Annotated in this window: 26 protein-coding genes and 1 tRNA gene; 13 read left to right on the top strand and 14 right to left on the bottom strand. The window is 35.1% G+C overall.

Going from position 1 to position 25,537, the window contains the following annotated elements:
* Window positions 1-26 precede the first annotated feature (26 nt).
* Together V7M80_RS00680 and V7M80_RS00675 are read left to right on the top strand one after the other, a co-directional pair.
* A complete protein-coding gene (locus V7M80_RS00680; protein WP_333693615.1) occupies window positions 27-680 on the top strand; it encodes a metal-dependent transcriptional regulator in 654 nt (217 codons plus the stop codon).
* A gap of 1 nt (window position 681) precedes the next feature.
* Window positions 682-1,503 (top strand): ZIP family metal transporter, encoded by an 822-nt coding sequence (locus V7M80_RS00675; protein ID WP_333693295.1) that lies wholly within the window; start codon window positions 682-684, stop codon window positions 1,501-1,503.
* Here the strand turns inward: V7M80_RS00675 and V7M80_RS00670 are convergent.
* The 5 genes from V7M80_RS00670 to V7M80_RS00650 form a co-directional block, all read right to left on the bottom strand.
* The gene (locus V7M80_RS00670) at window positions 1,500-1,622 is read right to left on the bottom strand and encodes a FeoB-associated Cys-rich membrane protein (RefSeq protein ID WP_442902330.1); all 123 of its coding nucleotides are present in this window, start codon (window positions 1,620-1,622) and stop codon (window positions 1,500-1,502) included. The two genes, V7M80_RS00675 and V7M80_RS00670, sit on opposite strands and share 4 nt — an antisense overlap.
* Window positions 1,623-1,668: 46 nt before the next feature.
* Window positions 1,669-3,897 carry a TonB-dependent receptor family protein gene (locus V7M80_RS00665; RefSeq protein ID WP_333693293.1) on the bottom strand — a complete coding sequence of 743 codons (2,229 nt, stop codon included), beginning with the start codon at window positions 3,895-3,897 and terminating at the stop codon, window positions 1,669-1,671.
* Window positions 3,898-4,004: 107 nt separating this feature from the next.
* Entirely contained in the window at window positions 4,005-6,110 is a 2,106-nt protein-coding gene (gene feoB / locus V7M80_RS00660; RefSeq protein ID WP_333693291.1) for a ferrous iron transport protein B, read from the bottom strand.
* A 9-nt stretch (window positions 6,111-6,119) separates the two neighbouring features.
* A complete protein-coding gene (locus V7M80_RS00655) occupies window positions 6,120-6,353 on the bottom strand; it encodes a FeoA family protein (protein WP_333693289.1) in 234 nt (77 codons plus the stop codon).
* A gap of 75 nt (window positions 6,354-6,428) precedes the next feature.
* Window positions 6,429-7,100, bottom strand: coding sequence for an SCO family protein (locus V7M80_RS00650; protein ID WP_333693288.1), 672 nt, complete (start codon window positions 7,098-7,100; stop codon window positions 6,429-6,431).
* Window positions 7,101-7,221: 121 nt separating this feature from the next.
* On the opposite strand from V7M80_RS00650, the gene V7M80_RS00645 reads away from it, so the two are divergent.
* Complete coding sequence (locus V7M80_RS00645) at window positions 7,222-10,590, top strand: T9SS type A sorting domain-containing protein (protein ID WP_333693287.1); 3,369 nt, start codon at window positions 7,222-7,224, stop codon at window positions 10,588-10,590.
* 3 nt (window positions 10,591-10,593) lie between these two features.
* The gene (locus V7M80_RS00640; protein ID WP_442902329.1) at window positions 10,594-12,648 is read left to right on the top strand and encodes a M13 family metallopeptidase; all 2,055 of its coding nucleotides are present in this window, start codon (window positions 10,594-10,596) and stop codon (window positions 12,646-12,648) included.
* Window positions 12,649-12,899: 251 nt separating this feature from the next.
* On the opposite strand, the gene V7M80_RS00635 is transcribed toward V7M80_RS00640, so the two are convergent.
* The 8 genes from V7M80_RS00635 to V7M80_RS00600 all read right to left on the bottom strand — a co-directional run bounded on the left by V7M80_RS00635 (window position 12,900) and on the right by V7M80_RS00600 (window position 18,638).
* Window positions 12,900-14,066: an iron-containing alcohol dehydrogenase gene (locus V7M80_RS00635; RefSeq protein WP_333693286.1), complete on the bottom strand. Its 1,167-nt coding sequence runs from the start codon at window positions 14,064-14,066 to the stop codon at window positions 12,900-12,902.
* Between the two features lie 147 nt (window positions 14,067-14,213).
* Window positions 14,214-14,423: a hypothetical protein gene (locus tag V7M80_RS00630; RefSeq protein ID WP_333693285.1), complete on the bottom strand. Its 210-nt coding sequence runs from the start codon at window positions 14,421-14,423 to the stop codon at window positions 14,214-14,216.
* Entirely contained in the window at window positions 14,420-15,001 is a 582-nt protein-coding gene (gene nadD, locus V7M80_RS00625) for a nicotinate (nicotinamide) nucleotide adenylyltransferase (RefSeq protein ID WP_333693284.1), read from the bottom strand. The genes V7M80_RS00630 and nadD overlap by 4 nt, the downstream gene beginning before the upstream one ends.
* Window positions 15,002-15,064: 63 nt before the next feature.
* On the bottom strand, window positions 15,065-15,652 hold the full coding sequence (gene gmk / locus V7M80_RS00620; protein WP_333693283.1) for a guanylate kinase: 588 nt from the start codon (window positions 15,650-15,652) through the stop codon (window positions 15,065-15,067).
* Between the two features lie 58 nt (window positions 15,653-15,710).
* Window positions 15,711-16,391, bottom strand: coding sequence for a hypothetical protein (locus V7M80_RS00615; RefSeq protein WP_333693281.1), 681 nt, complete (start codon window positions 16,389-16,391; stop codon window positions 15,711-15,713).
* Between the two features lie 63 nt (window positions 16,392-16,454).
* Window positions 16,455-17,315, bottom strand: coding sequence for a YicC/YloC family endoribonuclease (locus V7M80_RS00610; RefSeq protein WP_333693279.1), 861 nt, complete (start codon window positions 17,313-17,315; stop codon window positions 16,455-16,457).
* Window positions 17,316-17,407: 92 nt separating this feature from the next.
* Entirely contained in the window at window positions 17,408-18,289 is an 882-nt protein-coding gene (locus tag V7M80_RS00605; protein ID WP_333693278.1) for a DMT family transporter, read from the bottom strand.
* The gene (locus V7M80_RS00600; protein ID WP_333693277.1) at window positions 18,282-18,638 is read right to left on the bottom strand and encodes an arsenate reductase family protein; all 357 of its coding nucleotides are present in this window, start codon (window positions 18,636-18,638) and stop codon (window positions 18,282-18,284) included. Before V7M80_RS00600 ends, V7M80_RS00605 begins: the two co-directional genes overlap by 8 nt.
* 154 nt (window positions 18,639-18,792) lie before the next feature.
* Here V7M80_RS00600 and V7M80_RS00595 point away from each other — a divergent pair.
* The 3 genes from V7M80_RS00595 (at window position 18,793) to V7M80_RS00590 (ending at window position 19,570) form a co-directional block, all read left to right on the top strand.
* A tRNA-Ile gene (locus tag V7M80_RS00595) sits at window positions 18,793-18,866 on the top strand.
* A gap of 32 nt (window positions 18,867-18,898) precedes the next feature.
* Window positions 18,899-19,033, top strand: a complete 135-nt coding sequence (locus V7M80_RS13150) for a GIY-YIG nuclease family protein (RefSeq protein WP_442902334.1) — start codon at window positions 18,899-18,901, stop codon at window positions 19,031-19,033.
* A gap of 312 nt (window positions 19,034-19,345) precedes the next feature.
* Entirely contained in the window at window positions 19,346-19,570 is a 225-nt protein-coding gene (locus V7M80_RS00590; protein WP_333693276.1) for a hypothetical protein, read from the top strand.
* Between the two features lie 12 nt (window positions 19,571-19,582).
* Here the strand turns inward: V7M80_RS00590 and V7M80_RS00585 are convergent, their stop codons facing one another.
* The gene (locus V7M80_RS00585; RefSeq protein ID WP_333693274.1) at window positions 19,583-20,173 is read right to left on the bottom strand and encodes a riboflavin synthase; all 591 of its coding nucleotides are present in this window, start codon (window positions 20,171-20,173) and stop codon (window positions 19,583-19,585) included.
* A 57-nt stretch (window positions 20,174-20,230) separates the two neighbouring features.
* Between V7M80_RS00585 and pdxA the strand changes: the two genes are divergently transcribed.
* The 6 genes from pdxA (at window position 20,231) to accC (ending at window position 25,233) form a co-directional block, all read left to right on the top strand.
* On the top strand, window positions 20,231-21,280 hold the full coding sequence (gene pdxA, locus V7M80_RS00580; RefSeq protein WP_333693273.1) for a 4-hydroxythreonine-4-phosphate dehydrogenase PdxA: 1,050 nt from the start codon (window positions 20,231-20,233) through the stop codon (window positions 21,278-21,280).
* An 84-nt stretch (window positions 21,281-21,364) separates the two neighbouring features.
* On the top strand, window positions 21,365-21,904 hold the full coding sequence (locus tag V7M80_RS00575) for a YceD family protein (protein ID WP_333693272.1): 540 nt from the start codon (window positions 21,365-21,367) through the stop codon (window positions 21,902-21,904).
* A 9-nt stretch (window positions 21,905-21,913) separates the two neighbouring features.
* Complete coding sequence (gene rpmF / locus V7M80_RS00570; protein WP_026709628.1) at window positions 21,914-22,108, top strand: 50S ribosomal protein L32; 195 nt, start codon at window positions 21,914-21,916, stop codon at window positions 22,106-22,108.
* 162 nt (window positions 22,109-22,270) lie between these two features.
* Entirely contained in the window at window positions 22,271-23,269 is a 999-nt protein-coding gene (locus V7M80_RS00565) for a beta-ketoacyl-ACP synthase III (RefSeq protein WP_333693267.1), read from the top strand.
* 24 nt (window positions 23,270-23,293) lie between these two features.
* Window positions 23,294-23,788 (top strand): acetyl-CoA carboxylase biotin carboxyl carrier protein, encoded by a 495-nt coding sequence (gene accB, locus V7M80_RS00560; protein ID WP_333693265.1) that lies wholly within the window; start codon window positions 23,294-23,296, stop codon window positions 23,786-23,788.
* Window positions 23,789-23,886: 98 nt separating this feature from the next.
* Window positions 23,887-25,233 carry an acetyl-CoA carboxylase biotin carboxylase subunit gene (gene accC, locus V7M80_RS00555; RefSeq protein WP_333693263.1) on the top strand — a complete coding sequence of 449 codons (1,347 nt, stop codon included), beginning with the start codon at window positions 23,887-23,889 and terminating at the stop codon, window positions 25,231-25,233.
* The last annotated feature ends 304 nt before the right edge of the window (window positions 25,234-25,537 follow it).

Below are 25,537 nucleotides of genomic sequence, written 5' to 3'. Positions count from 1 at the left end.
TATTTTTGTTTACAGATTTTAACAGCATGACGTATTCTGAGGAGAATTATTTAAAAGTTATTTATCATTTGTCTCTGGTTTCTCCCAAAGGGATCAATACAAATGCAATTGCCGGTATGATAGAAAGTAAAGCCTCTTCGGTAACGGATATGGTGAAAAAATTGGCCGAGAAAGAATTGGTTCACTATCAAAGATACCAGGGTGTAACCTTGACACAGAAAGGGCTTCATGCGGCTAAGATGATTGTAAGAAAACACCGGCTATGGGAAGTTTTTTTGGTTGAAAAATTAGATTTCACATGGGATGAAGTGCATGATTTGGCAGAAGAGTTGGAGCATATCAAATCGGAGAAATTAATCAATAGGTTGGATGAGTATTTAGGATTTCCAAAAGAAGACCCGCACGGCGATCCCATTCCGGACAGGTATGGTCAAATGATAAAAGTTGATAAACAATTACTATCAGAGGTTTTACCTTCCAATAAAGTTATTTGTTTGGGGGTAAAAGACAGTTCGCCGAATTTTTTAAAATATCTTGACAAATATCAAATTGCTTTAGGGTCTGAAATTGAAGTAGTCAGTAAAGAACCCTTTGATCAATCGTTAGGTATTTTAATTAATGAAAGGCAAATTTTAATTTCATATAAAATTGCGAGTAATCTTTACGTAAAATTAGTGTAATATGTTTGATTCTGTTGTAGCTTATTTATCCGGAATTAATCCGGTTTTAGCAGCCTTATACGCTACTGTTTTTACGTGGTTTTTAACGGCTTTAGGAGCATCTGTTGTATTCTTTTTTAAAACGATGAACCGAGCTTTTTTAGACGGAATGCTAGGTTTTACTGGTGGCGTAATGGTAGCGGCGAGTTATTGGAGTTTGTTGGCACCTGCCATTGCTATGTCTGAGGGAGAAGGTTTTGTAAAAGTTTTGCCCGCCGCAATTGGTTTTCTGCTAGGAGCTTTTTTCTTATTTGGCTTGGATAAATTATTGCCTCATATTCATATCAATTTTAAAGAAACGGAAGGTGTGAAATCACCATGGCAAAAGACAACGCTTTTGGTTTTGGCAATAACATTACACAACATTCCCGAAGGATTGGCAGTTGGCGTTTTGTTTGGAGGTGTAGCAGCCGGAATTCCCGAAGCGTCAATAGCCGGAGCAACCATTTTAGCGATTGGAATTGGGATTCAAAATTTTCCGGAAGGAATTGCTGTTTCTATGCCGTTACGACGAATGGGAATGAGCCGAAAAAAGAGTTTCTTATACGGACAATCTTCTGCGTTAGTAGAACCGATTGCCGGAGTTTTGGGAGCTGTTGCTGTTACGTTTTTCACCCCAATTTTGCCTTATGCACTTGCTTTTGCAGCCGGAGCTATGATATTTGTAGTGGTGGAAGAAGTAATTCCGGAAACGCAACAAGACAAACATACCGATATTGCTACTCTTGGATTCATTGGTGGATTTGTAGTGATGATGAGTTTGGATGTGGCGTTAGGAAGTTAATGACAACCACAATCATCACCACCGCAATTTTTCTTTGATTTTTTCTTCATGAATAAAGGTTTCAAAAGAACAATTACAGCAATGGCTACTAAAATATAAACGATAATAGTTTGTATCATAATGTAAAAATAAATGGTTTTCAATTATCTGAAAACCATTTATTTGTTAAAGTTTAGCTCCTACAGAAATATAAAATGTTCTGCCTTCCCCGGGAAGAATACCCGGACCCGGATAACCACCGGCTCTTCGGGTGGCATAATCTTCGTTAAGCAAGTTGTTGATACCGGCACGAATGTTATAATTTTTCAAAAATCTATATTCAGTAGATAAATCAAAAACACGATAATCGTCTAAAAGTCCGGTAACACCATTGGCTGACGGAGTTGTTGTATTATTAGCGTCCGTAAATATTTTACCGGACATTCTATATTGTAAAGTAGAAGAGAAATTGGTATTACTCCAAGAAAGTCCAAAATTGTGAATATAACGCGGTGCATTTTCAACTCGATTTCCATCTAGATTCGTTTCTGTGATGGTAACATTTGGTGCCGTTCCAGAGGTGTTAAAAATTCTGAAATCGGTGTAGCGACTGTCGATAAAACTTATAGAGGCAAATAAATCTAAATTACCATAAGGTTTATCTACTTCAAATAATTTCGTAAAGTTTAAATTAAAAAATCCTTCGATTCCTTTGTTTACAGTTTCACCCAAGTTGGTTCTGTAGATAAAGGTTCCTTGAGTTGGGTCGTTGTTTACAAATTGTCTTATTCCGCCAATTCTATTGTTGTAACTTAAATAAAATAGACTGAAATCGAAATTTAAGTAGTTTTTGTAGGTTCCTCTGAAACCTAAATCGGCATTAAAACCACTGGCATCTTTTAAATTTGGGTCAATAACATCGGTTACTGCAGGGGGAGTTAAATCTGAGAATAGAACAGGTCTGTAGGCTTGAGTAATATTTGCATAAATATTTGTTGTTGTAAATTTGTATTCCATTCCTAATCCAAACAAGGGTTGACTTCTTGAAATCGTTTTGTCGGGAAAGGCTACATCATTACCATTACTGATTCCGAATCTTCCTTCGCCGGTGTTTTTGATGTATTCATATCGTACTCCCGGAGTAACGCTAAATTTTTCAGTTATTTTAACTTGATTCTCAGCAAATACCGCTACGTTTTCGGTAGTAAAATTAATGTCTCGGGCAAATCTTCCGTCAATTGATAAATCGAAATCGGAACCCGTTGTGCCTCTTCCATCCTGAACCCGTTGTGTATTTGCTTTATACAAACGCACACCAAAAGCAAGGTTGTTATTTGTTTTTCCAAGTTTGTACTTATAAATGTTTCGATTTTCCAATCCGTAATTTTCGTAAAAATCGCGATCTACTCTTCTATTAGCATAATCATTTGTTGCAGGATTGATAACATCTTCAACATTTGGAGTAGCTGTGAATCCAACACTATTTCTTTCGCCAATTAGTCCAAAAAGTTTTGTGTTGGAAGTAAAATTGTCATTAATTTTTGTGTCAAAATTCAAAGAGAATACATTCCAAGGCGTTCCAAACCAATTACGTTCTCTTAGGGATTGTCTCGGATTATCTTTAAATTGCTCATCGGTTAAACCACCTGCTTGTTGCATTTGGTAATCCATGTTGGTATATTCTGCCGAAAGTTTGGTGTTTTCGGTAAAGCGATATTCCACAAAAGCGTGTGTGTTTCGAACCGTATATTCGCTATTTTCTCGCCAGCCATCTGCACTACGTGAATGATTGTAAACATAATAGGAAAACTTTTTGAAATTACCGCCAATGGCATTAAAGCTACTCATCATGCCATAACTACCTACTGTATTTTGGGTTTCAAATGAAAATTTCTTTTTCGTTTCTCTTTTTAAAACATAATTCAACATTCCACCAAATTGGGGACCAAACTGTAAAGAAGATCCTCCACGAACTAATTCAATGGTTTCAACGGCTTCCAATGGCGGATTGTAATAGGCTTCGGGATAACCAAAAACATCCGAGGAAATATCGTATCCGTTTTGACGGGTATTCAATTCCCAACTTCTATTTGGACTTAAACCGCGGACTCCTACATTAATTTGGATTCCAGAGCCTTCGTTCTCCCAAATGGTAACACCCGGAATTCGGGAGAAAATTTCTCTACTATTATTGGTGGTGAAATTTCCGTCGATTTTGGATAAATGTAACACTTCATTTTTTTTACCTGAAAACAAAATATTTTGTTTGATTTCAGGCATTCTTTCCGGACTATTTTTTTTGGGTTCTAGGATAACACCATCAAGTTTTAGTGTATCGGTTGTTTGTTCTTGTTGACTAAAGGCATTACATGTTAGTATGAAAGAGAAGAAAAATAGGTGAAAACGCTTTTTCATTTTTTATTTAGATTAATTCTATGATGCAAAAGTAAGACCTAGAATTTATTTAGACAAATTATAAATAACGTTTTTTCTAATAATTTTTTAATGAGTTGAAAATGAATTTATTTCAAAAATTGAAAAGCCAATAATGCACAAATATAGGCCAATCCACTCATGAAAAAAAGTTGAATTGTGGGCCACTTCCATGAATTGGTTTCTTTTTTTACTATAGCCAAAGTACTCATACATTGCATGGCAAAAGCATAAAAAAGGAGTAAAGAAATTCCGGATGCAAAATTGTAAATAGGCAGACCGCTATCAGGATGAACTTCATTTTTCATGCGTTGTTTGATGGTGTTTTCTTCTTCTTGATGACTTCCTACACTGTATATTGTAGCTAATGTTCCTACAAATACCTCACGTGCAGCAAAAGATGCAATAATTCCGATGCCTATTTTCCAATCGTAACCTAACGGTTTTATAACCGGCTCTATTGATTTACCCAATATTCCAATGTATGAGTTTTCCAACTTGTATGAAGCAATTTTATCCTCAATTTCATCTTCATTAAGCGAAGTATTTTGGGTATCAGATTTTACGATAGATTCGGCATTTTTAAAATTATCTGAAGGTCCGTAAGAAGCTAAAAACCATAGTATTATAGAAATGGATACGATAATTTTACCGGCTCCAAAAACAAAAGCTTTGGTTTTCTCTATAACATTTAAAGCAACATTTTTGTAATAGGGAATTTTGTAGTTTGGCATTTCTACAACAAAGAAACTTTTAGACTTAAATTTCAAAATTTTATTCAAAACTAGTGAAGATAAAATAGCCATTAGAAAACCGATCAAGTAAAGCAACATTAAGGTTAAACCTTGTAAATTGATTAAACCTAGCACTTTTGTGTTGGGAATTACAAGAGCAATTAGAATGGTATATACAGGAATTCGGGCAGAACACGTGGTAAAAGGAGTAACTAAAATAGTAATTAAACGTTCTTTCCAATTTTCAATATTACGAGTAGCCATTATGGCTGGAATTGCACATGCCGTTCCGGAAATTAACGGAACTACACTTTTGCCGCTAAGTCCAAATCGACGCATGGTTTTATCCATTAAAAAAACTACTCGACTCATGTACCCACTTTCTTCTAAAAGTGAAATAAAAAGAAATAAAAAGGCAATTTGAGGAATAAAAATCACGACACCACCAATTCCCGGAATTATGCCCTGTGTAATAAGATCTGTAAGTTTTCCCGGAGGTAAGGTTTCGCTAAGCCAAGTGCTCCAATTGGCAAAAGTTTCGTCAATGTAGTCCATAGGAATACTAGACCATTCAAAAACAGATTGAAAAATAAGAAATAAAACCCCAAAGAATATAGTATATCCCCAAATTTTATGCATCATTATGCGGTCTAATTTACCGCGTAAATCTTGAGCTTTTGAGGCATCTACTTTTTTATTTTCTTTTAAAATTTCATTTATAAATTGGTACCGCTTTATGGTTTCTTTGTGTTGAAGTTTTTTGAGTTCACTATCCGATTTGGAAAAAGAATCAATTTGAAGTTTGTTTTTTGATAATTCACCATAATTCACATCTTGAGTGATAACCAACCAAAGTTTGTATAAATTATGACTGGGATAAATACGTCTCAGATTTTCAAAATAATCTGAATCTATAGATGAAGTGTTTAAGCAGGGTTCTGTGTTGAGTTGGTTGTAATTTTGAATTATATTTTTCAAATCGGTTATCCCGGTAGATTTTCTTGAACTCACCAGTGCAACCTTGGTTTTCAGTGCTTTTTCTAGGTTTTCAATATTCAGTTCTATGCCTTTAGCCTCCATTTGATCGGCCATATTGATTACCAAAACAGTTGGAATTTCTAAATCTTTTATTTGAGTAAAAAGGAGTAAATTCCGTTTTAAATTTTCTACTTCAGTAACCACCACCACCACATCGGGGTAATCTTTATCATTTTTGTTTAACAACAATTCTATAACTAAATTTTCGTCAAGAGAATTGGCATTAAGACTATACGTTCCAGGTAAGTCTAATAAAGTTACTTTTTTATAATTGGGTAAATAAAAGGTTCCTACTTTTCGTTCAACAGTTATCCCGGGATAATTACCCACTTGTTGATTTAATCCGGTTAGCTGATTGAACAACGAAGTCTTTCCGGTGTTTGGATTGCCAATTAGTGCAACTTTTAAGGTAGAATTCTCCATTCGCTAGGGTTAATTTTGAATGATTTCTACTTGAATTTCTTTGGCCATATCTTTTCTGATGGCTAAATGGGCTCCATTGATTTCAAGATAAAGCGGGTCTCCTAAAGGGGCTACTTGAACCAATTCAATCCAATGGCCTTCCATGCACCCCATTTCAATTAATTTCAATGGAATACTCTCTAAATCAAAACCGATTATAATCGCTTTTTCTCCTTTTTTTAATTGGTCAACTGTTGTTTCCAAGCGTTATTTAGAATTAATTTAAATACAAAAGTACTATTTTAAATCGAAACGAACCTAAGAATTTAAAGAATCAAACTATTTTGTGTCCTCTAAAAGAATTTTAATGTCTTTTATAAGTTGGGCTACTTCTTTTGGATTTGTTCCGTCATAAAATCCGCGAATTCTTTTTTCTTTATCAATTAAAATGAAATTTTCAGTATGTACCATGTCGTAAAGTTCGCCCGCTGTTTCGGTTTTCACGGCCAAATAAGATTTTCTGGCCATATAAAAAATGTCTTTTTTATCGCCCGTAACCAGGTTCCATTTCGAGTCAATTATTCCTTTTTCTAGGGCATATTTTTTTAGTACAGGAACACTATCTATGTCCGGCATAACCGTATGAGACAATAACATTACATCCGGATTGTTTTCAAATTCATTTTGAATTAAAACCATATGGTTTTGCATGATAGGGCAAATGGTGGGGCAAGTTGTGAAGAAAAAATCGGCTACATATATTTTGTTTTTATAGGCATCTTGTGTAATAATCTCTCCATTTTGATTGGTAAATGAAAAGTTGGCTATCGTATGAAATTTACTGATGTGTTGAACTGTACTGTCAACCAATTCCGGATTAATATCTGACGGATTAAAATAAGGGAGTCGGTTTTTGGGTTTTAAGAGATAGTAGGAAATAGTCAAAAAAAGAGTTGAAAACAAAATGAATCCGATAAGAGCAAACTTATATTTTTTTAAAAAAACTAGCATACAAGTGATTTTTTTTGCAAAGGTATAAAAGTTAATCGCTATACATCTTCTTACACAACTGTTAATAATTACAAACTATACCTAACAATTTCCTATTTTTGAATTAAAATTTTAAAAAATAATGAAGAAGCTATTACTTTTTATATTATTTATCTATCAATTCAACGGATTTGCTCAATTTAACGAAAGTGCACCTTGGATGGAAAACGTGAAAAAAGACGCCAAAGGCGAAGCTACTGTTGAAGCCATTCGCGAAGCCTTTGATTTGTATTGGAAAGATCATGATAAAAATAAAAGAGGTAGTGGTTACAAACCGTTTAAACGTTGGGAAACCCATTGGCAGGAAAAAACCGACGCCAACGGTTACATCATAACTCCTGAGCAATTGTGGAATGCCTGGAATCAAAAGAGACTAGCTGCTACACAACGAATAGAAACTCAAAGTACCCTAAGCAACTGGCAACCTTTGGGCCCCTTTAATCATGTCAATACCGGTTCATGGTCTCCCGGTCAAGGTCGTGTTAACGTGGTTTATGTTGATCCAACTAACGCCTCAACTTTATATATTGGAGCTCCTGCAGGCGGAATTTGGAAATCTACTGATGCCGGATTGAATTGGACTCCCTTATCTGATTTTCTCCCACAAATTGGGGTTTCCGGGATTGTGGTGGATTATACCAATCCGAATATTATTTATATTGCAACCGGCGATAAAGATGCCTCAGACACCTATTCTATTGGAGTTTTAAAATCTACAGATGGAGGTCTAACTTGGAACACAACCGGATTACAATTTACCAATACCACTACGGTAGCTGCCGATATTTTTATGCATCCTTCAAATCCCTCTATTCTATGGGTAGCAACCAGTGCGGGATTGTATAAGACTATAAATGCGGGATTAACTTGGACAAGACCATTAACCGGAAACATCAAAGATTTGAAATTAAAGCCTGGAAATCCGGATGTTGTATATGCCGTTTCTACGAATAGATTCTTTAGATCTACCAATGGAGGGGATACTTTTACTCAGATATCTTCCGGAATGCCTGCTAATTCGGGTAGATTAATTATTGATGTTACTCCGGCCAATCCCGAGTATGTCTATGTTCTTAGTGCACGTACAGATTGGGGTCATCAAGGATTATATAAATCTACAAATTCCGGATTAAATTTTACCAGAACCTCAAATACGGTTGATATTTTTGAAGCAGATCAAGCCTGGTTCGATCTGGCTTTGGCGGTATCTGACTCCAATCCGGAGGAGGTTTATACCGGAGTTTTGAATGTTTGGAAATCTTCAAACGGAGGCAATACATTTACAAGATTAAACAGCTGGTCAAACCCGTTTCAGCCTACTTACACACATGCCGACATTCATTTTTTGAGGTTTTACAACGGTATTTTATATTGTGGAAGTGACGGTGGTGTTTATGTTTCAAACAATAACGGGGCTTCTTTTACAGATTTAACCGCAACAGCACAAATTGGACAGTTTTACCGAATTGGATTATCCAAACAATCGAGTTCAAAAATCGCTGGAGGTTTACAAGACAATGGAGGTTATGCTTTGAGCAATAATTTATGGAAAAATTACTTTGGGGCCGATGGTATGGAGGCCGTGATAGACCCTACCAACCCTAACAAGTATTACGGTTTTATTCAAAACGGTAGTGGTTTGTATTTTACCAATAACTCCGGAAACCAATTAAGCGGAAGTATTAGTGCTCCTAATGATTTATCCGGGAATTGGATAACTCCATTAGCTATAAATTCTGTAGGGGAATTGTTTGCCGGATACAATGGCGTGTACAAATTAATCAATTCCAGTTGGCAATTGGTATCCAATTCGTTAATTACAGATGGAAATTTGGAACGAATAACGATTGACAAAACCAATGATGATATCATTTACATAGCCGATGGTAGAAACTTGCTAAAAAGTGAAGATAGAGGAGTTAATTTTTTCAACTGCACTACTTTTTCTTCAAACATTACATCCATTGAAGTGAATTCAAACAACAATCAAATTGTATATGTTTCAACCTCGGGAACCGGAGGTTCGGTTTTTCAATCTACCAATGGCGGATTTTCTTTTACTAATATAGGTGCCGGATTGCCTTTAATTGCCAAAACAGTTGTTAAACATCAAGGATTGCATGTTTTGAATCCTTTGTATGTTGGAACGACTTTGGGAGTTTATTACAAAGACGATTCTTTATCTGAGTGGGTTCCCTATGATACTGGTTTACCCAATGTAACGGTAACAGATATAGAAATTCATGAAATTGATCAAAAAATTGTGGCCTCAACATACGGGCGAGGGGTTTGGGAGTCACCAATTCCCACTCAAATGGCCTCAAACGAAATTGCTTTATTGGGTATTGAATCACAAAGCTCAGCGAATATAGATTGCAACAATTCTCAAATTGCATTTAATATTCAAAATTCAGGTTTAGAGAGTATTTCCTCATTTACATTAAATTATACGATAAACGGGATTTCAAATTCTGTAAATTGGGAAGGAAACATACCTTCGCTGGCTTCTACAACAGTAGTTGTTCAAAATTTAAATTTACCCAAAGGGAACAATTTAATAGCAGCCACTGTCGTGATGGCCAACGATACTTTCTCAAATAACAACTCTTTTTCGGGAAGTTTGCTCACTAATGATATGGGACAAGTGGGTGTCATCAATACGTTTGAAGGTAACCATTCGGATTGGTTAATTTCACAAGAAGGAACAACAACGGTTTGGGAGCGAGGAATTCCATCCGGTTTAAATTTGAACACAGCTTTCTCTGGGACTCAAGTTTATGCAACCAATTTAACCGGAAATTATAGCAACAATCAAAAAGGATATCTGTATTCGTCATGTTACGATTTAACTTCTGTGGTCAATCCGATACTTCGTTTCAAAATGGCTTTCAATTTAGAATTAAATTGGGATTTAGTCTATTTACAATACAGTACCAATCAAGGAGAAACATGGTCACTTTTAGGAACCGCCAATGACCCCAATTGGTATAATAGCAATCGATTTCCAAATAATTCAAATTGTTTCAATTGTGTGGGAGCTCAATGGACAGGTACCAATCTCTTGTACCAAGAGTACAGTTTGCCACTTTCTTTTTTGCAAAATGAATCCAATGTAATTTTCAGATTTGTATTTCATTCAGATGAGTCTGTTACTTTTGAAGGGGTTGTAATGGATGACTTTAGTATTGATGGAACCCTTTCAATTCCATCAAATCAGAATCTTGAAATGACAGTGTACCCCAATCCAACCAATGGATTTGTATCGGTATTTATCCCTATGGTTCAATCAGGAAGTATAGAAGTGTTTGACATATCCGGAAAAAATGTAAAAAAACAAGCTATTTCAAATACCCAAACAGAACTGGATTTAAGTTCACTTTCAGCCGGAGTATATTTGCTAAAAGCGACCACTCCTGAAAACCAATTTATCAAAAGAATTATTAAAAACTAAATCATGAGAACACTCCAAAGACAATTTACTATTCTACTTTCCGCATCAGCATTTGTGGTAGGTATGGCACAGAACAAAACGCAGGAATCGCATGGAATTAACACCGATTTTATGGATAAAACCGTTAAACCCAGCGATAACTTTTTTAGATATGTAAATGGAACTTGGTTAGACAATACCGATATTCCGGCAGATAGAACCCGCTGGGGAAGTTTTGATGAGCTCCGGGAAAAGACAGATAAAGATATGATGGCTATCTTAAAAGAAGCTTTAACAGATTCTCGTTACACTGCAGATTCCGATCAAGGTAAAGCCCTTAATCTTTATCGCTCTGTAATGGATACGCTTACCCGAAATAAGCAAGGGGTTAAACCTTTGAAGCCTTATTTAGATAAAATCAATGCAGTAAAATCAATGAGTGATTTGAGAAAATTACTTATCGAAATGGAGACGCAAGGTGGTGTTGGATTTTTTGGGGTAGGTGTAGGAACCGATGCCAAAAACAGTAACCGAAATGTAGTAAATGTAGGTTTAGGCAGTTTAGGTCTTCCGGACAGAGATTATTATGTTTCTGAAGATAAAGACAGTAAGGAAAAAAGAGAAAAATATGTAGCCCATGTGGCTCGAATGTTGGCCTATTTAGGTGAAAAGCCTGCTGTTGCTCAAGCCAATGCTCAAAGAATAATAGAACTCGAAATCGCAATGGCAAGTCCGAGATTGGATCGGGTTGAAAGAAGAGACAGAAGAAAAACCTACAATCCAATGACAGTTGCCGAGTTACAAAAAATAACCCCTTCTATCAATTGGACAGAATATCTTGTTGGAGTTGGACTCCCAGTTGTTGATACATTGATTGTCTCTCAACCGCGTTACATGACGGCTCTTGAAACTATTTTTAAAGAGAATAAAGTAGAACACTGGAAAGCCTATATGCGTTGGACTTTATTAAATCGCTCAGCCGGAATGTTATCTACCGAAATAGGTAACGCCAATTGGGAATTTTATGGTAAAACTTTAACCGGAGCCATCAAACAACGCCCTTTTGAAGAGCGAGCTTTACAAACCGTTAATGGAGTTTTGGGTGAAGCATTAGGTAAAATTTATGTAGAAAAAATGTTCCCGGCCGAAGCTAAAGAAAAAGCTCAAAAAATGATACAAAATGTGTTTTTGGCTTACGAAAACAGAATCAATAATTTGCCTTGGATGGCCAAAACAACCAAAGAAAACGCTATTGCAAAACTTAAAAAATTTACAGTCAAAATTGGTTATCCCGATAAATGGAAAGATTATTCCAAAGTAGTTATATTACCTCCATCTCAAGGAGGAACCTATTATGAAAACATGAAGAAGGTTACCCAATGGCGTAATGCGGAAAACTTTGCCAAATTAAATAAACCGGTTGATAAAACCGAGTGGGGTATGTCTCCGCAAACGGTAAATGCATACTACAGCCCTTCTTTTAATGAAATAGTATTTCCGGCTGCTATTTTACAACCGCCTTTTTATGATTATAAAGCAGACGAAGCGGTAAATTATGGCGGTATAGGAGCTGTAATTGGTCACGAAATTTCACACGGTTTTGACGATAGTGGTTCACGTTACAATGCCGATGGTAATTTGGTAAATTGGTGGAGCGATGAAGATTTGAAAAAGTTTAATGAATTAGGAGGAGCATTAGCCGATCAGTATTCGCAATTGGAACCTATACCCGGCATTTTTGTAGATGGTAAATTTACTTTAGGTGAAAATATTGGGGATTTAGGAGGTGTGAGTGCCGCTTTAGACGGATTGAGAATTCATTTGAAAGAAACCGGTAATCCCGGATTAATTGATGGCTTTACACCAGAACAACGTTTCTTTATTTCTTGGGCTACTATCTGGAGAAGTAAAGCAAGAGACGAAGCAATTAAGAACCAAGTTAAAACAGATCCCCATTCACCGGGACAATATAGAGCTTACGTACCGTTGCAAAATGTAGATGCGTTCTACGAGGCTTTCAACATCAAACCGGGAGACGGGATGTATTTACCGGAAGATAAACGTGTTAAAATATGGTAATTTTATAAAAAATTGAAAATCAAAACAATATGTATTTCATTTTGACGTTTTCTATACAATAGATTTGAAAATCTAGTTAGAGTTAGTTAAATTTTGTTTTGGTGTTTTGAGAAAAAGGCGTTCCGGAAGTTGATTCGGGAACGCCTTTTGATTTTTTTTTGAGTAGCAGAAAAGCCGAGTTACTGAGTTTCCAAGTAATTATATAATGATTGCATTTCTATCTAAGTTACTCAGCATCTTAGCTACTCTTTTTAATAACTCATTTCCACAATTTGTCTCACTTTTTCCAAAGTAATATTTTGTTTTTCTCCCATGGCTTTCCAACCTCTTTCTTCAAAACGATTTACGATAAAATCGGATGCTTTTTCATAATCGGTTGTATAGTTTGAAAGTTTAGTTTCCATTCCCATTTTATGAAGGAATTCAACTGTTTTTTCAATAGCTAATGTAGCTTTTTCTTCAATAGAATTTCCGTCTATTTTCCAAACGCGTTCAGCGTATTGAGCTAGTTTTTCCTTTTTGGTTTCAAACATAGTGCGGTATAAATTTGGACCAATAATAGCCAACGTTCTTGCGTGATCAATTTCGTATAAAGCGGTTAGTTCATGCCCAATCATGTGGGTTGCCCAATCGCTTGGCACTCCTTTTTGAATTAATCCGTTTAAGGCCATCGTGGCACACCACATAAAGTTAGAAGCTAGTTTATAATCCGATGGATGTTGAACTACATCCGGTCCAATTTCAATTAGCGTTTGCAAAATACTTTCGGCAATGCGGTCTTGCAAAAGAGCATCATGCGGATACGTTAAATATTGTTCCATCACATGAGTGAAAGCATCGACCACGCCATTTTCCAATTGTCTTTTGGGTAAAGAAGCCACCACAGTTGGGTCGCAAATGGAGAATTTTGGAAACAACGCACTTCCGCCCAAGGTTAATTTTTCTTGCGTAGCTTCGATGGTCACTACCGCACCCGAGTTCATTTCGCTTCCGGTTGCCGGTAAGGTTAAAACCGTTCCAAACGGAATGACTTTGGAAACATCTTTGAACAAAACGCGTTTTTTCAAAATCTCAATCGCATCACCTTCAAAATTAACGGCTCCTGAAATGAATTTCACGCCGTCAATTACACTTCCGCCACCAACGGCTAAAATAAAAGTGATGTTTTCGCTGCGAATGATTTCTACCGCTTTCATTAAGGTTTCATAACGCGGATTGGGTTCGATACCACCAAATTCTATAATTTCCACTGATGAAAGTGCGGATTTCACTTGGTCGTAAATACCGTTTTTAAAAATACTTCCGCCACCATAAGTCAATAAAATCTTACTGTTGGCAGGTATTAATTCGGATAGTTTTGCGATTTGACCTTTTCCAAAAATGTAATTAGTTGGGTTGTATAATTCGAAGTTTGTCATTGTAAAATTGTTTAAAGGATTAAAATTGTTTAAGCGTTTAAAAGGTTTAAAGCTTAAACGAAAACAAAGTTACAAAACGATTGAAGGAACAAGTGGTAAAGGAGTGTTAAGAGAATTTAAATACCGTCAAATTTTGGTTTATTTAGCTTACTTATTTTCTTGATTTTGCAAGATTTTAATTATCGAATCTTGATCAACACCTATTGTCTTTAGGATAAAATCAGCTTTATTTTTATCTTCTTTTAAACATCTGTCAAACTCATCTGTCAAACCGCACATATATAGTCTTTCATTGACCGTCATTCCGCCAATATTTTCTACTGTTTTAACTTTGTCAATTATCTCTTTCTCTGTCATTTCCTATAAAACAAATTATGATCTAAAAAAGCCCACACATGTTCCGGTAAAACGGCTCTCACATTTTTACCGTGTTTGATGCTTTCGCGAATAAAAGTTGACGATAATTCTATCACTGGAGCTCCTACACGATGAATTTTGGGATGATTGATAAATTGTTCGTCCATCACACCGGAATTTAATCTCGGATACACAAAGATGTCATGGTTTTGCAGAATGACTTCGTAGTTTTTCCATTTATGAAGCGAATTCAGATTGTCTTCGCCCATAATCAAAGCAAATGCATAGTTAGGATATTTTTCCTGAAGATGAGCTAACGTATTAACGGTATAATTGGGTTGTGGTAATTTGAATTCGATATCAGAAGGTTTTATTTTCGGATACTCTTTGGTCGCCAAATGAACCATTTCTAGTCGATTGTAATCATCCAACAAGGTGCTTTTTTGCTTGTGCGGATTGTGCGGCGTAACCACCATCCAAATTTGATCTAAATCAGAATACTCCGCCATGTGGTTGGCAATGATTAAATGCCCCACGTGAATGGGATTGAAGGTGCCGAAATAGAGACCGATTTTCATTTTGTTACACTATAAAAAAATTTAAAAAAGCTAAAAAACCAAAAAAATGTTGTTTTAGATTTTTTAATCATTTGGATTTTTTTGATTTATGAATTGTCTGACCAATTCATATGCTTCCGCTTTCGCTACATCCAAATCATAATTTTTAATCACTTTGTCAAATTGGGGTGCGGTGGCTAATTCTACTGATGCTTTGGCAATTCGCATATTGATTTTATCTTCACTTTCGGTGGAACGTTTTTTTAATCGAATTTTTAACTCGTCAATGCTTGGCGGTTTTACAAAAACAGCTAAAGTTTCTTGTGGGAATTTCTTTTTTATTCGCAATCCGCCGGCTACATCAATATCAAAAATCACATTTTTTCCTTTGGCCCAAATGCGTTCGACTTCACTTTTTAAGGTGCCGTAAAAATTATCACGATACACTTCTTCCCATTCAACAAATTCTTCCGCTTTGATATGGTTTTTAAATTCTTTGAGCGATATAAAATAATAATCTTTTCCGTGAATTTCTTCACCTCGTGGTTCTCTTGTTGTACAAGAAACAGAAAATTCCAAATTCAAGTCGGTTTGAGCCAATAAATGTCGTACAATGGTGGTTTTTCCCGAACCGGAAGGAGCAGAGAAGACAAGTAGTTTTCCTTTAGTCATTGTGTTGTGTTTTTAATCCAAAGAATTGATATTCAAAAGATTTATAATTTTATTAGATTTATTTTTTTATGGGTAGTTTTCCAAAAACAAGTTCAACTGAACGTTTCCCGTTTCTTTTGAATTTAATGGGTAGTTTTTTTCCTTTTTCTAATCCCCAATCGTCTAGTAAATCGGTGTTAATATAAATGATTTTTATTTTTTTATTGGTTTGTTCTAATGCTGTGAGCCACTTTAAATTTTCCTTGAATTCTTTTTTATTTTGCATGTAAGTATTCCACGTTTCAAACAAATAGTACTCAGAATTTGGTAAATTTGAACGACTTACACTTTTGCCATTTTTGTCTTGCAATAATTTTAAAAAGTTGTCCAAATGGATTTGATTATTAGATTGACAAACTGAAAAATTAGTTTCAACATTTTTAAAAGCTTCTTGCATTAAAACTCCGGAACATTCTTCGGTGCCTTGAAAACAATATTTTTTTCCACTTTCTGTATGAAAAAGGTACAAATCGGAATTAAACCCAAATAAAAACCTCTCAAAAATTTCGGTACTATCTTTTGGGGTTTGTACATTTAAAAAGTAAGTGTCAAAATCACCTGCATTTTCTTTTACATACTGATTAATATCATTTTTGGATTGAACAACAGGGTCTTTAAAACCGCTTAACATCCGGATGGTTAAGCCACAAGATGAAAAAAATAGTACTATACTTAAGATTGCTAAAGTTCTTTTTGTCATTGATTTGAATTTAAAAAATCTTACTTCTTTAGTCTTGATACTTACATCTTTCATCTTGATACTTTACAAAACATTCAAAACCTGTTCTTTAATTTTTTCCAATTCATCTTTCATCATTACTACCAATTTTTGCATTTCAGAATGATTCGATTTGGAGCCCATTGTGTTAATTTCACGACCGATTTCTTGGGTAATAAAACCTAACTTTCGTCCGTTGGCTTCCGTTCCGGCAATAGTTTCAATGAAATAATTGAGGTGATTTTCTAAGCGAACCCGTTCTTCTGTAATGTCATATTTTTCAAGATAAAATATCAATTCTTGTTCAAAACGGTTTTCGTCTACATTGGCTTCCAATTCTGCTAAAGCGGTTCGAAGTCTATTTTTTACGGTTTCAATTCGTTCGGCATCCATACTTACCGCTTGATTCATAAAATTCCGAATGTTTTCGATTCGCATGATGAATTCGTTTTCTAGCGATTTTCCTTCGTCGATACGAAATGAAGCGATATTTTTCATGGCATCATCAACCACTTTTAAAATTTCATTCCATTCGTTTTCATCGATTTCATCGCGTTCGGTTTTGAGAGCATCGGGCATACGAACAGCCATTTTCATCAATTCGGTTTCATCGGCATTCGGAATTACGGCTTTCATTTGATTAATATAGCCTTTCACAATCGGAACATTGATTTTGGAGGAAGTTTCTTCACCGGTTATTTCTATAAAAATGGAAAAATCAACTTTGCCTCGCTCTAATTTTTGTGAAATGATGTTGCGTAAACTTAATTCCATTTCACGATAAACAGATGGCATTCTGACATTCAAATCCAATCCTTTACTGTTTAACGATTTAACTTCTACGGTTATTTTTTTGGTTGGAAGTTGCAAAGAAGCTTTTCCAAAACCGGTCATTGATTGTATCATGCTATTAAAAAAATGTTTTCAAAGATAATTAAAAGTTTACAGTCTCAGTCTCAGTTTTCAGATTAACTGCGACTGTAAACTGCGACTGTAAACTACTTTTTCTTCTGAGTTACCAAATAAACTCCTGTGAAAATCAAAATAGCCGAACCTATTTTCACCCAACTCAATTCGTCTTTTCCTAAACTGATGGCAAAAATGGTTGCGAATAAAGGTTGAAGATAGATAAATACCGCTACTGTTGTAGGCTTCAATTCCCGCATAGAAACCAAGTTTAACAAATACGTTAAGAAAGTTGAAAAAACAACCACGAAACCAATCTTCCAGTAAATTTCAGTAGGCACTAAACTCCAATTTACAGCCTCAAATTCGCCCCAACCAAAAGGCAAAACCATCAAAAAGCCAAAGCTGTAAATCCATTTTACAAAGGTAAAAGCATTGTATTTATCCATTAATTTTTTTACGATGATAAGGTAAAAACCATAAGAAACGGCATTGATGAATACCAATAGATTCCCTAACATTTCGTTAGGAGCATTAATCATCGATTTACCGTAAAGAATGAGTGAAACCGTTCCGGCTAAGCCCAAAATGATACCAAATACTTTTCTTTTTAGCATCCGTTCTTTCATGATAATGGCTGAAAGAATAAGTACAATCATAGGTGTGGTAACCATCAAAACCGCTCCCATGATAGGCGAAGTATAACTTAATCCTTTAAAAAACGTGAGCATGTTTAACGCTACTCCAAAAAAAGCAGCAGCAATTATTCTGGGAAAATCAGATTTTGCAATTTTTTCTTTCGGGCCAAAAAAGGATACCATCCAGAATAGTAAAACCGACCCACCAACACGAAGGACAATAAAGCCAAACGGTTCAATAAATTTGGGCATTACATCTTTGGCAATGGTAAATGTAACCCCATAAATAATGGAAACCAAGGTGGCCGCCATTAACGCCCAATGTCTTTTACTCATTTGCTAAAAAATCAATGGCTGCTTGTACGATTTTGGGACTATTACCAACAAAAATAGATTTGTCAATCACAATAACCGGACGATTCAAGAATGTATAATGTTCTAAAATATATCTTTTATAGTCGGATTCAGTGAGTTTTTCATCTTTTAAACCCATTTCTTTATACAATTTAGCTCTTTTGCTAAAAAGCACTTCATAGTTTCCGGTTAGCTGATGAATTTCTTCCAATTGCTTCACAGTAATAGGTTCTTCTTTGATATCTTGAAGTGTAAAACCGTTTGTGTTGGGAAGTGATTTGATGATTCTTTTACACGTATCACAGGTTTTGAGGTAGAAAATTTTACGCATTTCAGATTTTTTTGCAAAAGTAAGTACTTTTTGAGTAATTCTTAATCAACAAATTGAGAAGTTGTTACAGTTCGATGCTAAGTTAAGTCGGTAATAAATTGAATTAATATTTTGAGTAAATAAAAAATAGTAGTAATATTGCACTCTCTAAGCGGGTCCTATAGCTCAGTTGGTTAGAGCACCTGACTCATAATCAGGTGGTCCTTGGTTCGAGCCCAAGTGGGACCACAAAAGTGCCTTCACGGCACTTTTTTTATTTAATGTCTTATATGCCTTATTGTTACATTTTATATAGTCCTTCAAAGAAGATTTATTACACTGGTTTTACCCAAACAGATTTAACAGAAAGAATTTCCAAACACCATTCAGGATATTATGATAAGACGTATTCTTAAATTTTTTACAGGCTTGCTGTATGTCTGACAAAGATTAAAAATTCAGAATAAACTATTAATTCAATCCGTTTTGTAGAATTAAAATTTATGGTTTGTAGAATTTTGTTGATTATGGAAACCAAAAGTAATTTTTTTACGTTAATATAAACTCAGTTATGTATGATGTTATTAAAAAACCGTTACATTTGCCGAGGTTTTGCCAATTAAAAGATTGATTTTAAAAAAATAACGCTTTAGTTTTTTTTTATTGAGTTTTTTACTTTATTTGTCAAAAATTTTGTTAAAGAATAAAAACAATTACTTTTGCACTCTATGAGAATTTTTTCAAACAAGTATATTATTCTTTTATTGAGTTCTTTTTTTGGTGCGAGTGAGACGTATTCAAATGGTTTAATGTTGAATAATAATCCACCTCCGCCAAACCCACCACCACCTCCTGGTCTTCCAATAGATGGCTGGATTTATGTTATTGGTTTTTTAGGACTTCTCTACGCTTTTTATACGATTTCAAAAAATATGAAAAAAGCTCCGAAATAATTCGGAGCTTTTTTAATTTCGTAATGAAACTATTCGGCTAATATATTTTCCTATCAAGTCAAATTCTAAGTTTATTTGAGTTCCAACAGAAAAAGTATGAAAGTTGGTGTGCTCATAAGTGTAAGGTATAATGGCTACACTAAACTCATTTTTCTTAGAGTTCACAACTGTAAGACTTACTCCATTAACGGTGATAGAGCCTTTTTCTATAGTAATATTGTTTAAATCTGCGTTATATTCAAATGTAAAATACCAACTACCATTTGATTCGCTAATTTGGGTGCAATAGCCCACTTGGTCTACATGGCCTTGAACTATATGTCCATCCAATCGGCTTCCCAAGAGCATGGCTCTTTCAAGGTTGATTTTATCACCAACTTTCCAATTACCTACATTGGTTTTTTCCAAAGTTTCTTTAATAGCTGTTACTGTATAGGTTTTATCTTTAATTTCGACAACAGTTAAACAAACCCCATTATGTGCCACGCTTTGATCTATTTTCAATTCTGGAGTTAAAACAGATGAAATAGTTATGTGAAGATTACTGCTTTCCTTTTTAATTTCGGATACAATTCCAATACTTTCTATAATTCCGGTAAACATTTGACTTTTATTTTCTTAAATTTGCAGTTCAAAAATAGGAATAAATAGCGTGTAGTCATGGTAAAAAAAGCAGAAAATATTTTAGTAGGGATTTCTATCGGAGATTTAAATGGTGTAGGTTCAGAAGTTGTACTTAAAACATTTGAAGATGCTAGGATGTTGGAACTTTGCACCCCCGTGATTTTTGCAAATGTGAAAATGTTGTCCTATTTGAGAAAAAGTTTTGATTCTACTGCGGTTTTACATGGAATAGATAGGTTGGATCAAATTGTTCCCGGTAAAATTAACGTCTTCAATCTATGGAAGGAAAGCTTTAATTTAGAATATGGTATAGAGAATGAAATCGTAGGGAGTCATGCCATTAAATCTTTTGTAGCTGCCACAAAGGCTTTGAAAGAAGGAATTGTTGATGTTTTGGTTACTGCTCCAATAAATAAACATACCGTACAATCTGAAACGTTCAATTTCCCGGGGCATACCGATTATTTAAATCAAGAATTAGAAGGCGACGCTTTAATGCTTATGGTTTGTGATGATTTAAGAGTAGGTTTACTAACCGACCATGTTCCGGTTACAGAGGTTGCTACCTTTATTACAGAAAAAAGAATCAGACAAAAAGTACAAACCATTAAAAAGTCGTTGATTCAAGATTTTTGTATTCCCAAGCCTAAGATAGCCGTTTTGGGTTTAAATCCACACTGTGGAGACCAAGGTGTAATTGGAAAAGAAGATGATGAAATCATTAGACCCACATTGAAGAAAATGTTTGAGGAAGGAACACTGGTTTTTGGACCTTATGCTGCCGATAGTTTTTTTGGATCTCATTCTCATGAAAAATTTGATGCTGTAATAGCCTGCTATCACGATCAAGGGTTAATACCTTTTAAAACTTTGTCTTTTGGGAAAGGCGTAAATTATACAGCAGGATTGAATAAAGTTAGAACATCTCCAGATCATGGAACTGCATATGAAATAGCCGGTAAAAATCAAGCTGACTTTAATTCATTTACAGAAGCAGTTTATTTAGCCTTGGATATTTATAAATCTAGGTTAGAGCACGCACATTGGGCCGAAAAACCACTAAAATCAAAAGAAAAGCAGTTTTAAACAAAAAAATGTTTATAACTGTTTTGGAATTGCGATTATTTTATATCTTTGCAAACCAAATTTTTGGGACAAATTGTTGTACAGATGAAAGTATCTAATGAATTTTTAATACCGTTCATCGGATTAAAGTTGGGAAAACATCAATTTGACTATCAAATAGATAAATCGTTCTTTGATCGCTTCGAATATGATGAGTTTGAAAATTGTGCTATTGTTTCAACGGTCGTTTTAGAAAAAAAAACCACCCTGTTAGAGTTGCATTTCAAACACAAAGGAACTGTAAATGTTCCTTGTGATTTAACGGGTGAGTATTTTGATTTGCCTATTAAAGGGAAGTTGGATTTAGTTGTTCAGTTTGGAGACACGTTCAATAATGATAATGAGGAGTTGTTGATTTTGCCTCATGGAGAACATCAAATAGATGTGTCACAATTCATTTATGAAATGATTGTATTGTCAATTCCATATAAAAGAACACATCCGGGCATTAAAGATGGAAGTTTGAAATCTGAAGCCATTGAAAAATTAGAGCAATTGGCAGTCAAAAAGAAGAGTGAAAAAAAAAATAATAATGATACTGATCCACGTTGGGATCAATTAAAAAAACTATTAACGGATAAATAATATAGTAAAATGGCACATCCAAAGAGAAAGACCTCGAAAACCAGAAGAGACAAAAGAAGAACTCATTATAAAGCTACTGCAGCTCAAATAGCTACTTGTCCAATTACAGGTGAAGCTCATTTATATCACAGAGCTTACTGGCATGAAGGTAAAATGTATTACCGTGGTCAGGTTGTTATTGATAAAACTGAAGCAGTTGCCTAGTTTTTCAATATAATAGAAAGAAAAACTCTCACTTGGTGAGAGTTTTTTTGTTATATCAATATTTTAACAAATAACCCTTTCTAAAACACTTAAGTTTAGATTTTTTTTTGTAATTTCCACCTCTTTTTCTGTGATAAGATAAAAGAAAAACAATCGAACCCTATGAGTAATATAACTGCAGCAATCACAGCCGTTGGTGCTTACGTCCCGGATTTTGTATTGTCTAACCAAGTGCTTGAAACTTTGGTTGATACCAATGATGAATGGATAACAACCCGCACCGGAATCAAAGAACGTCGGCTGTTAAAAGAAGAAGGAAAAGGGACTTCTTTTTTGGCTATAAAAGCCGCACAAAATCTAATTGAAAAACGGAATCTCAATCCTCTTGAAATAGATTTGGTACTCGTTGCAACTGCTACACCTGATATGCCTGTGGCTTCTACAGCTGTTTATGTTGCTACTCAAATTGGAGCTACCAATGCTTTTGCCTACGATTTACAAGCCGCTTGTTCCAGTTTTTTATACGGAATGTCTACAGCAGCTGCTTACATTCAATCCGGAAGATATAAAAAAGTGCTTCTAATAGGAGCAGATAAAATGTCTTCTATTATTGACTACACTGATAGAGCTACCTGTATTATTTTTGGTGATGGTGGAGGAGCTGTTTTATTTGAGCCCAACTATGAAGGTCTTGGATTGCAAGATGAATATTTGAGAAGTGATGGAATAGGTAGGGAGTTTTTAAAAATTGATGCCGGAGGTTCTCTTTTACCCCCGTCTGAAGAGACCGTAAAAAACAAACAGCACTTTGTTTTTCAGGATGGAAAAACGGTTTTTAAATATGCCGTTTCTGGAATGGCTGATGTAAGTGAAAAAATAATGGAACGAAACCACCTCACACATGATGATGTAGATTGGTTGTTGGCTCACCAAGCCAATAGAAGAATTATTGACGCTACAGCATCAAGAATGGGATTAAATGAAGATAAAGTTTTAATAAATATTCAAAAATACGGAAATACAACTTCTGCTACTTTGCCGTTGTTAATGAGTGATTTTGAAAATAAACTAAAAAAAGGAGATAATTTAATTTTTGCTGCATTTGGTGGTGGTTTCACATGGGGAGCTATCTATTTGAAATGGGCATACGATACAAAATAAAAAAACAAACTAAACTTAGATAACATGGATATTAGAGAAATTCAAAACCTAATCAAATTTGTAGCAAAATCAGGTGCTACCGAAGTTAAATTAGAAATGGATGATTTTAAGATCACCATCAAAACTACCGAAGCAGGTGCCGCTGAAGCATCCTATTTTCAACATTATCCAGCCGCTCAACCTATGCAGCCAATGATGTCTCAACCTGTTGCTCCAGTAGCTCAGGCTTCCGTTAGTACGCCTGTTGTGGCCAGTGCTCCGGTTGAAGACAATTCAAAATACATTACAATAAAATCTCCTATGATTGGTACTTTGTACAGAAAACCATCTCCAGATAAAGCTCCGTTTGTAGAGGTAGGAGCTACTATCTCAAAAGGTGATGTAGTATGTGTTATTGAAGCTATGAAATTATTCAATGAAATTGAATCTGAAGTTTCAGGAAAAATTGTTAAAGTTCTTGTTGACGATTCTTCTCCTGTTGAATTTGATCAACCTTTATTTTTAGTAGATCCATCTTAATTTTAGATTTTTAGATTTTTAGATTTTAGAAATTATTTAATTTTTCTAGGTCTAGAAATCCAACAATCCAATAATCCAATAATCTAAATTAATAAAAGATGTTTAAAAAAATATTAGTAGCCAATCGCGGAGAAATTGCACTACGTGTGATAAGAACGTGTAAGGAAATGGGTATCAAAACTGTGGCGGTTTATTCTACAGCCGATGCAGAAAGTCTTCACGTAAAGTTTGCCGATGAAGCCGTTTGTATTGGTCCTCCGCCTAGTAATTTGTCCTATTTAAAAATGTCAAACATAATAGCAGCTGCAGAAATTACCAATGCTGATGCTATTCATCCCGGTTACGGATTTTTATCTGAAAACGCTAAGTTTTCTAAAATTTGTCAAGAACACGGCATTAAATTTATTGGGGCTTCTCCTGAAATGATTGAAAAAATGGGAGACAAAGCAACTGCTAAAGCTACCATGAAAGCAGCTGGAGTTCCTTGTGTTCCCGGATCTGACGGAATTTTAGAATCGTTTGAACAAGCTAAAAAAGTAGCCAAAGAAATTGGTTATCCGGTAATGATGAAAGCTACTGCCGGTGGTGGTGGTAAAGGAATGAGAGCCATTTGGAAAGAAAGCGAGTTAGAAAAAGCTTGGGAAAGTGCCCGTCAAGAAGCAGCCGCAGCTTTCGGAAATGATGGAATGTACATGGAAAAATTGATAGAAGAACCCAGACATATTGAAATTCAAGTAGTAGGTGATGCCTATGGTAAAGCGTGTCACTTATCCGAAAGAGATTGCTCCGTTCAACGTCGTCATCAAAAATTAACAGAAGAAACACCTTCTCCTTTTATGACCGATGATTTACGCGAAAAAATGGGAGAAGCTGCTGTAAAAGCCGCAGAGTTTATCAAATATGAAGGGGCCGGAACGGTTGAATTTTTGGTGGACAAACACCGAAATTTCTACTTCATGGAAATGAATACACGTATTCAAGTAGAGCATCCTATTACGGAACAAGTTATTGATTACGATTTGATTCGTGAACAAATTTTAGTTGCAGCAGGTGTGCCAATTTCCGGTAAAAATTATTTGCCTCAATTGCATTCTATAGAATGTCGTATTAATGCAGAAGATCCGTACAATGATTTTAGACCTTCACCGGGAAAAATCACCGTACTCCATGCACCGGGCGGACATGGTGTGCGTCTAGATACACACGTGTATGCAGGTTACACGATTCCACCAAACTACGATTCGATGATAGCCAAATTAATTACCACTGCTCAAACCCGTGAGGAAGCTATCAACAAAATGAAACGTGCTTTAGATGAATTTTATATTGAAGGAATTAAAACTACTATTCCGTTTCACCGTCAATTAATGGACGAACCGGATTATGTAGCCGGAAATTATACCACAAAATTTATGGAAGGTTTCAAAATGAACGATCCGGAATAGTGTAATACAATATTCAAAAACGTAAAAGAGTCTGATTTTATCAGGCTCTTTTTTTATTTGTAAAAGGGGTAATCGATGTAAAATTTACACATTACAAAGTGTGTAAAATTCCTTTTAATGGGTATTTTTTACACAGCGATTTTAAGGCATTGTGTTAGTAAATATCAGAAAAACAAGGGTTTGTAAAAAAGGAATAGCACTTGCTTTGTACGATAATGTGTTTTTACTCAAACCTTTCAAGTTCAAGACAAATTAGAGTTGGGTTTTGATTAAGAATACCAAGTATAAGTTCAATACCAAAATT

The organism is Flavobacterium sp., from assembly GCF_036759525.1.
Classification (GTDB): Bacteria; Bacteroidota; Bacteroidia; order Flavobacteriales; family Flavobacteriaceae; genus Flavobacterium.
The sequence above is the reverse complement of the archived record's forward strand: the minus strand, read 5'-3'. Positions and strand labels throughout refer to the sequence as shown.